Source organism: Pseudomonas sp. DR 5-09 (assembly GCF_001655595.1).
Taxonomy (GTDB): domain Bacteria; phylum Pseudomonadota; class Gammaproteobacteria; order Pseudomonadales; family Pseudomonadaceae; genus Aquipseudomonas; species Aquipseudomonas pharyngis.
On record NZ_CP011566.1, the window covers coordinates 983,701 to 997,936 of the forward strand.

At 61.6% G+C, this 14,236-nt stretch carries 11 protein-coding genes; 10 read left to right on the forward strand and 1 reads right to left on the reverse strand.

Features of this window, described 5'->3' with window-relative positions; translation table 11 throughout:
- The first annotated feature begins 100 nt into the window (after positions 1 to 100).
- From mreC to tldD, 7 genes are all read left to right on the forward strand, one after another.
- Positions 101 to 1,225: a rod shape-determining protein MreC gene (gene mreC, locus PDR5_RS04290; RefSeq protein WP_082934355.1), complete on the forward strand. Its 1,125-nt coding sequence runs from the start codon at positions 101 to 103 to the stop codon at positions 1,223 to 1,225.
- The gene (gene mreD / locus PDR5_RS04295; protein ID WP_064593386.1) at positions 1,225 to 1,716 is read left to right on the forward strand and encodes a rod shape-determining protein MreD; all 492 of its coding nucleotides are present in this window, start codon (positions 1,225 to 1,227) and stop codon (positions 1,714 to 1,716) included. Before mreC ends, mreD begins: the two co-directional genes overlap by 1 nt.
- A gap of 202 nt (positions 1,717 to 1,918) precedes the next feature.
- A complete protein-coding gene (locus PDR5_RS04300) occupies positions 1,919 to 2,515 on the forward strand; it encodes a Maf family protein (RefSeq protein ID WP_064593387.1) in 597 nt (198 codons plus the stop codon).
- A 57-nt stretch (positions 2,516 to 2,572) separates the two neighbouring features.
- Complete coding sequence (rng, locus tag PDR5_RS04305; protein ID WP_007953605.1) at positions 2,573 to 4,030, forward strand: ribonuclease G; 1,458 nt, start codon at positions 2,573 to 2,575, stop codon at positions 4,028 to 4,030.
- A 75-nt stretch (positions 4,031 to 4,105) separates the two neighbouring features.
- Positions 4,106 to 7,909, forward strand: coding sequence for a YhdP family protein (locus PDR5_RS04310; protein WP_064593388.1), 3,804 nt, complete (start codon positions 4,106 to 4,108; stop codon positions 7,907 to 7,909).
- Positions 7,910 to 7,967: 58 nt separating this feature from the next.
- Entirely contained in the window at positions 7,968 to 8,828 is an 861-nt protein-coding gene (locus tag PDR5_RS04315) for a carbon-nitrogen hydrolase family protein (protein ID WP_007953603.1), read from the forward strand.
- Between the two features lie 5 nt (positions 8,829 to 8,833).
- Positions 8,834 to 10,276: a metalloprotease TldD gene (gene tldD / locus PDR5_RS04320; protein ID WP_007953601.1), complete on the forward strand. Its 1,443-nt coding sequence runs from the start codon at positions 8,834 to 8,836 to the stop codon at positions 10,274 to 10,276.
- A gap of 51 nt (positions 10,277 to 10,327) precedes the next feature.
- Here the strand turns inward: tldD and yjgA are convergent, their stop codons facing one another.
- Positions 10,328 to 10,852 (reverse strand): ribosome biogenesis factor YjgA, encoded by a 525-nt coding sequence (gene yjgA, locus PDR5_RS04325; RefSeq protein WP_007953598.1) that lies wholly within the window; start codon positions 10,850 to 10,852, stop codon positions 10,328 to 10,330.
- A gap of 108 nt (positions 10,853 to 10,960) precedes the next feature.
- Here yjgA and pmbA point away from each other — a divergent pair, with 108 nt between their 5' ends.
- From pmbA to PDR5_RS04340, 3 genes are all read left to right on the forward strand, one after another.
- Positions 10,961 to 12,307, forward strand: a complete 1,347-nt coding sequence (pmbA, locus tag PDR5_RS04330) for a metalloprotease PmbA (protein ID WP_039769277.1) — start codon at positions 10,961 to 10,963, stop codon at positions 12,305 to 12,307.
- Between the two features lie 161 nt (positions 12,308 to 12,468).
- A complete protein-coding gene (locus PDR5_RS04335; protein WP_064593389.1) occupies positions 12,469 to 12,876 on the forward strand; it encodes a hypothetical protein in 408 nt (135 codons plus the stop codon).
- Entirely contained in the window at positions 12,857 to 14,233 is a 1,377-nt protein-coding gene (locus tag PDR5_RS04340; protein ID WP_064593391.1) for a class II fumarate hydratase, read from the forward strand. Before PDR5_RS04335 ends, PDR5_RS04340 begins: the two co-directional genes overlap by 20 nt.
- Positions 14,234 to 14,236: the final 3 nt, after the last annotated feature.

Sequence of the window (14,236 nt, forward strand, 5' to 3'; positions counted from 1 at the left end):
TTGCAGTGCTGCCTGTTGGCGTTTATCTTCTGTCAGTCTTCATCCAGGCCGGTTTGATGCCGTATGAATAAACAGAACATTTGCCTGGGAGGAGCGGCTTATTAAACCGCTTTTCGCCAAGGGCCCCTCACTGGGCGTGCGCTTGTTGGTGCTGGCCGTACTGTCGGTCGCGCTGATGGTCGTTGACGCGCGCTTCAGCCTGCTTAAACCCGTACGCAGCCAGGCCTCGCTGGTGCTGATGGATGCCTACTGGATTACTGACCTGCCCGGACGGTTGTGGGAAGGGATCGCCAGCCAGTTCGGCAGTCGCACCGAGCTCGTCGCCGAAAATGAAAAACTCAAGTCGGAGAACCTGCTGTTGCAGGGTCGCATGCAGAAGCTTGCCGCCCTCACCGAGCAGAACGTCCGTCTGCGCGAGTTGCTCAATTCCTCCGCGCTGGTCAACGAGAAGGTCGAAGTGGCCGAGCTGATCGGCATGGACCCCAACCCCTTCACCCATCGCATCATCATCAACAAAGGCGAGCGCGATGGCGTGGTGCTCGGTCAGCCCGTGCTCGATGCTCGTGGCCTGATGGGGCAGGTGGTCGAACTGATGCCGTACACCTCCCGTGTGCTGCTGCTGACCGACTCGACCCACAGCATTCCTGTGCAGGTGAACCGTAACGGTCTGCGGGCGATCGCCAGCGGCACCGGTAACCCTGAGCGTCTGGAGTTGCGCCACGTGGCGGACACCGCCGATATCAAGGAAGGTGATCTGCTGGTCAGTTCGGGCCTCGGTCAGCGTTTCCCGGCCGGTTATCCGGTGGCGACGGTCAAGGAAGTGATCCACGATTCCGGCCAGCCATTCGCCATTGTTCGCGCCGTGCCGACCGCCGCATTGAACCGCAGCCGCTACCTGCTGCTGGTATTCAGTGACAACCGCACCGCTGAAGAACGTGCCAACGATGCCGCGCAGGCTCAGGAAAACCTCGATGCCTTTGGTGGCGGTCCGGTGGTTCCGGCCACGGTGCCGAAAATCGTCACCCCGCCTGCCGCAGCCGCAACCCCTGCCACGACGACAGCGCCGGCTACGCCTGCCGCCGGCACCACGCCGGCCAAACCCGCTGCGAGCAAACCGCCTGCAGCCACACCCGCGATCAGCAAGCCACCGGCCAATCAGCCCGCTGCTCGACCAGCGGCCAAGCCGCCTGTCACTGCGCCGGCGACCACCGGGAGGCAAGAATAATGGTCGGAGCTACCGCATCGCGTAACGGCTGGATCGTCTGGCTGACGTTTATCGTCGGCATACTGCTCAGCGTGTCGCCATTGCCGATTTTCATGGAAATCCTGCGCCCGCTGTGGCTGGCCTTGCTCCTGACTTTCTGGGCTTTGTACCTGCCGCATACGGTCGGCATGGTCACGGCCTTCTGCCTGGGACTGGCCGAAGACGTGCTGCAAGGCGATCTGCTCGGTCAGAATGCATTGATCCTGACCCTGATCACGTTCCTGGTGCTGTCGTTGCAGCAACGCCTGCGGATGTTCCCGATGTGGCAGCAGAGTCTGGTGATCCTGGTGATCTTCGGCCTCGCCCAGCTCGTACAGCTTTGGCTCAGTGCCTTGACCGGCAACCGTCAGCCGACCCTTGCGCTGGTCCTGCCGGCACTGGTCAGTGCCTTGCTCTGGCCATGGGTCAGCTTCGCTTTGCGTGGATTGCGCCGGCGCTACAAAATCAACTGATTCGGTCAGGCATTTGCCCGCACCAGTGCCTTGCCTCGCAAATGAAGTTCTTTTTGGGCGAGCGGCTGTTGTTGCCAGACAAGGCGCCGTGACGAGTCATAGCGTGCTATGGCGAGGAACGGCAACGCAGTATGGCAACAACAGACGCCGACCAAAGGGAACAGCATTTGTGAGGCAGGGCACCAAACAGGGAGATGTCTTGATGAAAAAGCTTTACCTCGCCTCAGGATCGCCGCGTCGGCGTGAGTTGCTCATGCAGATCGGCATCCCGTTTACCGCCATCAGCGCGGACATCGATGAAACCCCTCTCGCCAATGAATCCCCATCGGCCTACGTCGAGCGCCTGGCGCGCGGCAAGGCCGAGGCCGGACGGCGCACCGTCGTCTGCGCTGGACCATTTTGCGTACTGGGCGCCGACACCGCCGTGGTGCTGGACGGCAAAATTCTTGGCAAACCGGTGGACGAAGCCGACGCATGCGCCATGCTGATGATGTTGTCCAGCAAGGAGCATGAAGTGCTGACGGCGATTGCCGTGCTCGACGGCCAGCGCTGCGAGTCGCGGGTGGTGCGCAGTCGGGTGCGGTTCCGTTCGATCAGTCGCGAAGAAGCCGCCGCCTACTGGGCCAGCGGCGAACCCCGGGACAAGGCGGGTGGCTACGGCATTCAGGGGCTTGGCGCGGTGTTCGTCGCCGGCCTCAATGGCAGTTACTCGGCGGTCGTCGGCTTGCCGGTGTGCGAAAGCGCAGAACTGCTCGGCCATTTCGGCATACCCTGTTGGCAAACCCTGAACGCGCAATAAGCGTCGAACGGACCAGATGCGGCCATTATCGTGAACATGCCTGAACGAGACCCTGCCATGAGTGAAGAGATTCTGATCAACATCACGCCGATGGAATCGCGTGTGGCGGTGGTCGAAAACGGTGTGCTGCAAGAAGTGCACGTCGAGCGTACGCAAAAGCGCGGGATCGTCGGCAACATCTATAAAGGCAAGGTGGTGCGGGTTCTGCCGGGCATGCAGGCGGCTTTCGTCGACATCGGCCTGGATCGCGCGGCCTTCATTCACGCCTCGGAAATTTCCCTGCGCGAAGGTCCTGCGGTGGAAAGCATCAGTGCGCTTGTACACGAAGGCCAGAGCCTTGTGGTGCAAGTCACCAAGGATCCGATCGGTTCCAAAGGTGCGCGGCTGACCACGCAACTGTCGATCCCGTCGCGTTATCTGGTGTACATGCCGCGCACGGCCCACGTCGGCATTTCCCTGAAGATCGAAGACGAAGCCGAGCGCGAACGACTCAAGCAGGTGGTCAGCGATTGCGTGGCCAAAGAAGGAATCAAAGAGGCCGGCGGCTTCATTTTGCGTACCGCCGCCGAAGGTGCCGGGGCCGATGAGATCCTGATGGACATCCGCTACTTGCGCCGCTTGTGGGATCAGATCAACGAGCAGATCAAGACCATCGGCGCACCGAGTGTGATCTACGAAGACCTCGGCCTGGCGCTGCGCACCCTGCGCGACCTGGTCAGCCCGAAGATCGAGAAGATCCGCATCGATTCCCGGGAAACCTTCCAGAAAACCACGCAGTTCGTCGCCGAACTGATGCCGGAAATCGCCGATCGTCTGGAACACTACCCGGGTGAACGGCCGATCTTCGACCTGTATGGCGTCGAAGACGAAATCCAGAAAGCCCTGGAACGGAAGGTGCCGCTGAAGTCCGGCGGTTATCTGGTCATCGATCCAGCGGAAGCCATGACCACCATCGACGTGAACACCGGGGCGTTCGTCGGTCATCGCAATCTTGAAGAAACCATCTTCAAGACCAACCTCGAAGCCGCGACCGCGATTGCCCGGCAGATGCGCCTGCGCAATCTGGGCGGGATCATCATCATCGACTTCATCGACATGGAAGACGAAGAGCACCAGCGCCAGGTGCTGCGTACCCTGGAGAAACAGCTGGAGCGCGATCACGCCAAGACCAACATCATCGGCATTACCGAGTTGGGCCTGGTGCAGATGACGCGCAAGCGCACCCGCGAAAGCCTCGAGCAAGTGTTGTGCGAACCGTGCAGCAGCTGTCAGGGCCGGGGCAAGCTGAAAACTCCGGAAACCATTTGCTACGAGATTTTCCGCGAGATCCTGCGTGAAGCCCGGGCCTATCAGGCCGAGGGTTATCGGGTGCTGGCGAACCAGAAAGTCGTCGACCGGCTGCTCGATGAAGAGTCCGGTAACGTGGCCGAACTTGAAGGTTTCATTGGGCGCACCATACGCTTCCAGGTGGAAACCATGTATTCCCAGGAACAATATGACGTGGTGCTGCTCTGAACCCCTGCATCACCTTTTTCCTGAAACGGCTGGCCTCAGCTTTTTGCAGTATTTTTGCCATGGGAGCCAACTGACATGGAACGTCTGACACGCATTTTGGCCGCACTGACCCGCTGGGGTCTGGGCCTGTGCGCGTTGGTTCTGGTATTGATGGCGTTGTACGTCAGTCTCGGCCGGGAACTCACGCCACTGGTGGCCGAATACCGCGCCGATATCGAAGACAAGGCCAGTGCCGCCCTGGGCATGCCGCTGCAGATCGGCGAGCTGGAAGGCAACTGGAGCGGGTTTGCCCCGATCCTGCTGGCCCACGACGTGATGGTCGGCAGCGGCGCCAATGCCCTGCGCCTGGATCGGGTGCGCGCGGTGCCGGATCTTTGGGCTAGTCTGCTGGCCCGCGAAGTGCGCATCGCCCATTTGGAACTCAATGGTCTGAAGATCAGCCTCAAGGAAGGCGAAGACGGAAAGTGGGCGCTGGAAGGCTTGCCGGTGCAGCAGGACCAGCCCATGGATCCCGAGCAACTGTTCAACCGCATGCAAATGATTCAGCAACTGTCGGTGCTCGACAGTCAGGTGACGTTGCAGCCGCTGGAGCAGGCGCCGCTGACCCTCACTTATGTCGGTCTCAATCTGAAGACCGGGTCCAGCCGCCAACGCCTCGATGCGCGCCTGACCCTGCCCGACGGTCAGCCTGTGGCGCTGAGCCTGCGCACACGACTTCGTCCGAATCAGTGGCAGAACAGCGAAGTGGACGGTTATGCCAGCCTGCCGCAGAGCGACTGGTCGAAGTGGCTGCCTGAGCGCCTGACCCAACAATGGAATTTCTCCGAGATCAAGGCCGGTGGCGAGCTGTGGGTCAACTGGCGAGAGGGGGCTTTGCAGAGCGCGGCGATCCGTCTCAATGCGCCGCAACTGACCGGCGCCTACGCTGAACGCAAGCCGATCCAGATCAACAATCTGGCGCTCAATGGCTATTTCCAGCGCGGTTCCGAGGGAGCCATTGTCACACTTGATTCGCTGGCGATGAATTTCGGCGAAACCCGTTGGGAATCCCATGTCCAGATCAAACAGACTGCCGCCACCGACAAGAACGAAGAACTCTGGCATCTGCAGGCCGACCGGCTCGACCTGACCCCGATCACACCTTTGCTCAATGCCCTCGGACCTTTGCCCCAAGGCTTCGCCACCATGGTCGAGCGCCTGAAAGTGACCGGCGGTCTGCGTAACGTGCTGCTGGATTTCCGGCCGAACGCCACCGACGACAGCAAATTCAGCTTCGCCGCCAACCTCGATCAAGTCGGCTTCGACGCCTACCACGGCGCGCCGGCGGCACGGAATGTCAGCGGCAGTCTTACCGGCAATCTCGGTGGCGGCGAGCTGCGCATGGACAGCAAGGACTTCGTCCTGCACCTCGATCCGATCTTCGCCAAGCCATGGCAATACATTCAGGCCAACGCCCGGTTGACCTGGAAGCTCGATAAAGAAGGTTTCACCCTGATCGCGCCGTACCTGAAGGTGCTCGGCGAGGAAGGCAAGATCGCCGGCGACTTCCTGATCCGCCTGCACTTCGACCACAGCCAGGAAGACTACATGGATCTGCGAGTCGGTCTGGTGGATGGCGACGGTCGCTACACCGCCAAGTACCTGCCGCAAGTCCTGAGTCCGGCCCTCGATGAATGGCTGCGTACGGCGATTCTCAAGGGCGCGGTGGATCAGGGTTTCTTCCAGTATCAGGGTTCGCTGAACAAGAACGCCGGGGAAGCGGATCGCAGCATCAGTCTGTTCTTCAAGGTGCACGACGCCGAACTGGCGTTCCAGCCAGGCTGGCCGCACGTGAGCAAGGTCAACGGTGATGTGTTCATCGAAGACAGCGGCGTGCGGATTCTGGCCAGCAAGGGCCAGTTGCTCGACACCCAGGTCAGCGATGTCTTCGTCAATATTCCCCACGTGCCGAGCGGCGAGCACAGCCATATGTTCCTCGACGGCAGCTTTGCCGGCGGGCTGGGCGATGGCCTGAAGATTCTTCAGGAGGCGCCGATCGGCACTGCCGATACTTTTGCCGGCTGGGAAGGCGAGGGTGACCTGCAAGGCAAGCTCAAACTCGATGTGCCGTTGGCCAAGGGTGATCAGCCGAAAATTCTCGTCGACTTCAAAACCGCCAATGCGCGCTTGAAGCTGGCGGAGCCGAAGCTGGAATTGAGCCAGCTCAAGGGCGACTTCCGCTTCGACAGCGCCAAGGGGCTGAGCGGGCAGAACATCAGTGCCCGGGCCTTTGACAAACCGGTGACCGCGCAAATCTTCGCCGACGGCGCCCCCGGCAAACTCAAGACCCGGGTCGCGGCGTCAGGACAGGTCGAGGTCAAGAAACTCACCGACTGGCTGGGCGTGACTCAGCCTTTGCCGGTGTCCGGGACGATTCCGTATCAGCTGCAAGTGAATCTGGACGGTGCCGACAGCCAATTGATGGTCAGCTCCAGTCTGAAAGGCGTGGCGGTGGATCTGCCGGCGCCGTTCGGTATGGCCGCCGATGTCGGGCGTGACACGGTGTTCCGCATGACGTTGCAGGGGCAGGAACGGCGTTACTGGGTCAATTACGATCAACTGGCCAACTTCACCTTCGCCGCGCCACCGGGCAATTTTGCCGATGGTCGGGGTGAGCTGTTCCTCGGCGCTGGCGAAGCGGTGTTGCCGGGCAGCAAAGGCCTGCGGGTGCGTGGCGTGTTGTCGGAGCTGGACGTAAAGCCGTGGCAGGATCTGCTGGACAAATACGCCGGCCAGGATCCAGGCGGCAACGCCAAACAGTTGCTCAGCAGCGCAGATTTCAAGATCGGCAAACTCACCGCCTTCGGCACCACCCTGGATCAGGCAGCCGTGCAGGTGAATCGCAAGCCCGGTGCCTGGGCGTTGGCGCTCGACAGTCAGCAGGCCAAAGGCACGGCCGGCATTCCCGACGCCAAGGGCGCGCCGATTGCGGTGAACCTGCAATACGTGCGATTGCCGGCGCCGGACCCGACGGTGCAGGCCGACGAGAACGCGCCGGACCCGCTGGCCTCGGTCGATCCAAGCAAGATTCCGGCGCTGGATATCACCATCAATCAATTGTTCCAGGGCCAGGACCTGGTCGGCGGCTGGTCGCTCAAGGTTCGACCGACCGGCAAGGGCATTGCCCTGAACAACCTCGATCTGGGCCTCAAGGGCATCCTCTTGCAGGGCAGCGGTGGCTGGGAGGGAGCACCCGGTGCCACGACCAGTTGGTACAAGGGGCGGATCGGCGGCAAGAACCTCGCCGATGTGCTCAAGGGCTGGGGTTTTGCGCCGAGCGTGACCAGCGAAGAATTCCACATGGATGTCGATGGCCGCTGGCCGGGCTCGCCGGCGTGGCTGGCGACCAAGCGCTTCTCCGGCACACTCGACGCGTCCCTTAACAAAGGCCAGTTCGTCGAAGTCGAGGGCGGCGCCCAGGCGTTGCGGGTGTTCGGCCTGCTCAACTTCAACTCGATTGGCCGGCGTTTGCGTCTCGACTTCTCCGACCTGTTCGGCAAAGGCTTGAGCTATGACCGGGTCAAGGGTTTGCTGGTGGCGACCAATGGCGTTTATGTGACGAAAGAGCCCATCAAGTTGACCGGCCCCTCGAGCAACCTGGAACTGGACGGCACGCTGGATCTGGTGGGCGACAAGGTAGATGCCAAATTGCTGGTGACTTTGCCTGTGACCAACAACCTGCCGATTGCCGCGCTGATTGTCGGCGCGCCGGCCGTCGGCGGTGCGTTGTTCCTGATCGACAAGCTGATCGGCGATCGCGTGGCGCGGTTCGCCAGCGTCAAATACACCGTCAAAGGCCCGTGGAAAGAGCCGAAAATCACCTTCGACAAGCCTTTTTGAACAGCCAGCCCCTGAACCGATGGAGTAGCATGGCCGCATACCTCTTGCGGAGTGCGCCATGTCTTTAGCGGTGATTCAAATGGTCAGCCAGAGCGATGTGCTGGCCAATCTGCGCGATGCCCGACGTTTGCTCGAACAGGCAGCCAGCGCCGGCGCGAAGCTGGCGGTGCTGCCGGAAAACTTCGCGGCCATGGGCCGTCGCGACATCGCCGATATCGGCCGCGCCGAAGCGCTTGGCGAAGGCCCGATCCTGCCGTGGTTGAAACAGACCGCCCGCGACCTCAGGTTATGGATTGTGGCCGGCACCTTGCCGTTGCCGCCGGTGGGTCAGCCTGAGGCGAAGTCCCATGCCTGCTCGCTGCTGGTGAACGATCAGGGCGAAATCGTTGCACGCTATGACAAGTTGCACCTGTTCGATGTCGACGTAGCGGACAATCGCGGCCGTTACCGCGAATCCGATGACTATGCTTATGGCAGTGGCGTGGTGGTCGCGGACACGCCGGTCGGGCGATTGGGCCTGACGGTGTGCTACGACCTGCGCTTCCCGGAGCTGTACAGCGAACTGCGCGCTGCCGGGGCTGAACTGATTACCGCACCGTCGGCCTTCACCGCAGTGACAGGGGCGGCGCACTGGGATGTACTGATCCGCGCGCGGGCCATTGAAACCCAGTGCTACGTGCTGGCGGCAGCCCAGGGCGGAACGCATCCGGGGCCGCGGGAAACCTTTGGCCACGGGGCGATTGTCGACCCGTGGGGCCGCGTGCTGGCGCAGCAGGAACAAGGCGAAGCCGTGTTGCTGGCCGAGCGCGACAGCAATGAACAAGCGTCCATCCGGGCGCGAATGCCGGTGACCGGTCATCGGCGGTTTTTTTCGCAGGGCGCACAGCGACCTGCTTCAGAACACGAATTTAAGGCGTAAAACCTATGAGCGAGTTGTTGTCCTCAGTCAGTGATCACCTGTTGGCGCCCGGCGGCGTGACGATCGAGAGCCTGCAAGGCGTGCTCGGTGATCTGGCGGGTCCAGGCATCGATGCGGCCGACCTGTATTTCCAGGGGCAGATTTCCGAGTCCTGGTCGCTGGAAGACGGCATCGTCAAGGAAGGTAGTTTCAACCTCGACCAGGGTGTTGGCGTGCGTGCGCAGTCCGGTGAGAAAACCGGTTTTGCCTACAGCAACGCGATCACCCTGGAAGCCCTCGGCGCAGCGGCCCGTGCGGCCCGTTCGATTTCCCGCGCCGGGCAGAACGGCACGGTGCAGGCGTTCAGCACCCAGGACGTCGCCCAGTTGTATGCGCCGGACAACCCGCTGGAAGTCCTGAGCCGCGCTGAAAAAGTCGAACTGCTCAAGCGCATCGATGTGGCGACCCGCGCCCTCGATCCGCGTATCCAGCAGGTCAGCGTGAGCATGGCCGGGGTCTGGGAGCGGATTCTGGTGGCCTCGACCGACGGCGGCCTGGCGGCCGATGTGCGTCCGCTGGTGCGTTTCAATGTCAGTGTGATCGTCGAGCAAAACGGCCGTCGCGAGCGCGGCGGACATGGCGGCGGCGGGCGTACCGACTACCGTTATTTCCTCGCCGAAGACCGTGCCATGGGTTATGCCCGTGAGGCGTTGCGTCAGGCGCTGGTGAATCTGGAAGCGATTCCGGCACCGGCCGGGACCTTGCCGGTGGTTCTGGGCTCGGGCTGGTCCGGCGTGCTGCTGCACGAAGCGGTCGGCCACGGCCTGGAAGGCGATTTCAACCGCAAGGGCAGTTCAGCCTATAGCGGACGCATGGGCGAAATGGTTGCCTCGAAACTCTGCACCATCGTCGATGACGGCACCCTGAGCGGTCGTCGCGGTTCCCTGAGCGTCGACGACGAAGGCACCCCGACCGAGTGCACCACGCTGATCGAAAACGGCGTGCTCAAAGGCTACATGCAGGACAAGCTCAACGCGCGGCTGATGGGCGTGGCCCGCACCGGCAACGGTCGGCGCGAATCCTATGCGCACCTGCCGATGCCAAGGATGACCAACACTTACATGCTCGGCGGCCAGAGCGATCCGGCGGAAATCATCGCCTCGGTGAAAAAGGGCATCTACTGCGCCAACCTCGGCGGCGGTCAGGTCGACATCACCAGCGGCAAATTCGTGTTCTCCACCAGCGAGGCTTATCTGATCGAGGACGGCAAGATCACTGCACCGGTCAAAGGCGCAACGTTGATCGGCAACGGTCCGGAAGCGATGAGCCGGGTGTCGATGGTCGGTAACGATCTGGCGCTGGACAGCGGTGTGGGCACATGCGGCAAGGACGGGCAGTCGGTGCCGGTGGGTGTGGGTCAGCCGACCCTGAAAATTGATGCGATCACCGTGGGTGGCACGGGCGCATAAGAAGGGATGGAGCTTCGGGTGGCGCGCGGTGCGGCCACCCGGTGGCGAATATCAGCGCAGACCGCGTTGAGTCTCGTCCAGCTCACGGATGTACTTGAAGATCTTGCGGCTCGAGGCAGGAGGTTTGTTTTGCGCAACCTCGTGCTGGGCCTGACGGATCAGGGAACGCAGTTGCTGGCGGTCGGCGTCCGGGTAATCGACGACGAATTTCTCCAGTACGGCATCGTCACCGGCGATCAGGCGGTCACGCCAGCGTTCGAGATTGTGGAAACGCTCGTTGTACTGACGGGTAGAGGCGTCGAGTTGATCGAGCAGGGTGAGAATCGCGTCAGTGTCCTGATCGCGCATCAGTTTGCCGATGAACTGCAAGTGCCGTTTACGCGCGATGTTCGCGGTGTGCTTGGGCGCATCGGCCAAGGCCCGGCGCAAAGCGTCGGTCAATGGCAGTTTTGCCTGCAAGTCGGGCTTGAGCGTTGTAAGGCGCTCGCCAAGGTCAACCAGAGCATGCAGCTCGCGTTTGACCTGGGATTTGCTTTTTTCTCCCGTATCGAGGGAGTCGTCGTAAGAATCAACCATGGTGGCAGTCCGCAAAGAAACGCCGCCATGATAACCAGTCGGGGGCCGCTTGTCCGGCCCGGTCGCTCGAAGGCCCCAGCCGAAAGCAGAATTTGAGTGGAGATGAGCATGAGTGCAGTTGAAAGCGTCGGCCCACAGGCATTGCCGGCACTGCAGGAACAGGTCGAGCAGATCATCGCCGAAGCCAAGCGTCAGGGTGCCAGTGCCTGCGAAGTCGCGGTGTCGCTGGAGCAGGGCCTGTCGACGTCGGTGCGTCAGCGTGAAGTCGAAACGGTCGAGTTCAACCGCGATCAGGGTTTTGGCATCACGTTGTATGTCGGCCAGCGCAAGGGTTCTGCCAGCACGTCCGCCACCGGGCCGGATGCGATTCGCGAGACTGTCGCCGCCGCGCTGGCGATTGCCAAGCACACCTCGGAAGACGAAGCCTCGGGGCTGGCCGATGCCGCGCTGATGGCCAGGGATATTCAGGATTTCGACCTGTTCCACCAATGGGACATCACGCCGGAGCAGGCCATCGAGAAGGCGTTGCTCTGTGAAGCTGCCGCGTTCGACGCCGATGCGCGCATCAAGAATGCCGATGGCACCACGTTGAGCACTCATCAGGGCTGCCGCGTGTATGGCAACAGCCATGGTTTCATCGGCGGTTATGCGTCGACCCGGCACAGCCTGAGCTGCGTGATGATCGCCGAGGCCGATGGCCAGATGCAACGCGACTACTGGTATGACGTGAACCGCCAGGGCAGTTTGCTGGCGGATCCGGTGAGCATTGGCCAGCGTGCGGCACAGCGCGCGGCGAGTCGCCTGGGTGCGCGCCCGGTGCCGACCTGCGAAGTGCCTGTATTGTTTTCGGCGGAACTGGCGGGTGGGTTGTTCGGCAGCTTCCTGTCGGCGATTTCCGGCGGCAGTCTGTACCGCAAATCGTCATTCCTCGAAGGCACTCTGGGGCAGAAGCTGTTCCCGGAATGGTTGACCATCGACGAGCGTCCACACCTGATGCGCGCCATGGGCAGTGCTTCCTACGATGGTGACGGTCTGGCGACTTATGCCAAACCGTTCGTCGAGAAGGGCGAGCTGGTCTCGTACATCCTCGGCACCTATTCCGGTCGCAAACTCGGCATGCCGAGCACCGCCAACGCGGGCGGTGTGCATAACCTGTTCGTCACCCATGGCGATGAAGACCAGGCCGCCTTGCTGCGACGCATGGGTCGTGGCCTGTTGGTCACCGAATTGATGGGTCATGGTCTGAACATGGTGACCGGTGATTACTCGCGCGGTGCGGCGGGGTTCTGGGTCGAGAATGGGGAGATCCAGTTCGCGGTGCAGGAAGTGACCATCGCCGGCAACATGCGGGACATGTTCAAGCAGATCGTCGCGGTGGGTAACGATCTGGAACTGCGCAGCAACATTCGCACCGGTTCGGTGTTGATCGAAAAGATGACTGTCGCTGGCAGCTAAGCCCAGGCCGGTACACAAAAAGGCGCGTCACCCGATTGGGTGGCGCGCCTTTTTCATGTCTGCAAATTTTTTGGGCTGCTCAGGGCAGCTGAAAAGCCACCCTTGTTTTGGTTCTCATTATCATCTAATAATAAATCTCATTATCGGATGAGCCCAGGATCATGAGTTCTGCCTTGCACGAGCAGCCGTACCTCGAAAGCTGGCGCTGGATGAGTCGCCAGATCCGTTGCGCGATGGATCCCGACGAACCACGACTGATCGAACATTACCTGGCCGAAGGCCGGTATCTGGCCTGCTGCACGGCGACCTCGCCCTGGATGATCGCTGAAACCTCCTTCCGTCTGCTGCTCGACACGGCCACCGATATCGCGTTGCCGTGGCACTGGCGCAGCCTGTGTCTCGATCAAGCCTGGCGCCCCTTGCGTGAAATGGAGCGCCTGTCGCTGTGCAAGTGCCGGCTCAAACGCTGGCAAAGCTACACCTGGCAATTGGCGACCTGCGAGTTGCTTCCCTCGATTCCTCTCATAGAACTGGTGCAAGGATTTTCAGATGACCAAGACACGTATTGAGCGCGACAGCATGGGCGAACTGCAGGTGCCGGTGGACGCTCTCTACGGCGCGCAGACCCAGCGCGCAGTGGATAACTTCCCGATCAGCGGCAAGCCGATGCCGACCCAGTTCATCCGCGCCCTGATTCTGGCCAAAGCGGCCGCCGCTCGCGCCAACGTTGAACTCAACCAGCTCAGTGCAGCGCAAGGCAAAGCCATCAGCGATGCCGCCCAAGGGTTGTTGGAAGGCGACTTCATGCGGCATTTCCCGGTGGACATCTTCCAGACCGGTTCCGGCACCAGCTCCAACATGAACGCCAATGAAGTGATCGCCACCCTGGCCAGCCGCTTGCTCGACGAACCGGTGAACGCCAACGACCACGTCAACTGTGGGCAGAGCAGCAACGACATCATTCCGACCACTATCCACGTCAGCGCCGCATTGGCCCTGCACGAACAACTGCTGCCGGCGCTGCTGCACCTGGTGCAGGTGATCGAGCGAAAGGCCGAACAGGTCCATCATCACGTCAAGACCGGTCGCACCCACTTGATGGACGCCATGCCGGTACGCCTGAGCCAAGTGCTCAACGGCTGGGCGCAGCAGCTCAAGGCCAATATCGGTCACCTGCAGGATTTGCTCCCAAGCCTGCAATCCCTGGCCCAGGGCGGCACGGCGGTCGGCACCGGAATCAACGCGCATCCGGAATTTGCTGCGCGTTTCAGCCGCCAATTGAGCCAGTTGACCAACGTCCAGTTCACGCCGGGCAAGGATCTGTTCGCCCTGATCGGCTCGCAAGACACCGCTGTGGCCGTATCGGGCCAGCTCAAGGCCACCGCCGTTTCATTGATGAAAATTGCCAACGACCTGCGCTGGATGAACTCCGGCCCGCTCGCCGGGCTCGGTGAAATCGAGCTTGAGGGCCTGCAGCCGGGCTCATCGATCATGCCAGGCAAGGTCAACCCGGTGATCCCGGAAGCCACCGCCATGGTAGCTGCGCAAGTGATCGGCAATGACTCGGTGATCACCATCGCCGGTCAATCAGGCAATTTCGAGCTGAACGTGATGCTGCCGATCATTGCCCAGAATCTGCTGAGCAGCATTGAGTTGCTGACCAACTCCAGCCGTTTGCTGGGTGACAAGGCCATCGCCACCTTCAAGGTCAACGAGTCGCGCCTCAAGGAAGCGCTGTCGCGCAACCCGATTCTGGTGACCGCGCTCAACCCGATCATCGGTTACCAGAAAGCTGCCGAGATCGCCAAGCAGGCCTACAAGCAGGGTCGCCCGGTGATCGACGTTGCGCTGGAGCACACCGACCTGTCGCGCAGCCAGCTGGAAGAGTTGCTCAATCCCGAGAAACTCACCGCCGGCGGCGTGTAAGCA

What these genes read in the sequence shown, in the direction of transcription:
- mreD (WP_064593386.1), top strand. Translation starts at nt 1,225, where the DNA reads ATGGTCGGAGCTACCGCATCGCGTAACGGCTGGATCGTCTGGCTGACG.
- PDR5_RS04300 (WP_064593387.1), top strand. Translation starts at nt 1,919, where the DNA reads ATGAAAAAGCTTTACCTCGCCTCAGGATCGCCGCGTCGGCGTGAGTTG.
- rng (WP_007953605.1), top strand. Translation starts at nt 2,573, where the DNA reads ATGAGTGAAGAGATTCTGATCAACATCACGCCGATGGAATCGCGTGTG.
- PDR5_RS04310 (WP_064593388.1), top strand. Translation starts at nt 4,106, where the DNA reads ATGGAACGTCTGACACGCATTTTGGCCGCACTGACCCGCTGGGGTCTG.
- PDR5_RS04315 (WP_007953603.1), top strand. Translation starts at nt 7,968, where the DNA reads ATGTCTTTAGCGGTGATTCAAATGGTCAGCCAGAGCGATGTGCTGGCC.
- tldD (WP_007953601.1), top strand. Translation starts at nt 8,834, where the DNA reads ATGAGCGAGTTGTTGTCCTCAGTCAGTGATCACCTGTTGGCGCCCGGC.
- yjgA (WP_007953598.1), bottom strand. Translation starts at nt 10,852, where the DNA reads ATGGTTGATTCTTACGACGACTCCCTCGATACGGGAGAAAAAAGCAAA.
- pmbA (WP_039769277.1), top strand. Translation starts at nt 10,961, where the DNA reads ATGAGTGCAGTTGAAAGCGTCGGCCCACAGGCATTGCCGGCACTGCAG.
- PDR5_RS04335 (WP_064593389.1), top strand. Translation starts at nt 12,469, where the DNA reads ATGAGTTCTGCCTTGCACGAGCAGCCGTACCTCGAAAGCTGGCGCTGG.
- PDR5_RS04340 (WP_064593391.1), top strand. Translation starts at nt 12,857, where the DNA reads ATGACCAAGACACGTATTGAGCGCGACAGCATGGGCGAACTGCAGGTG.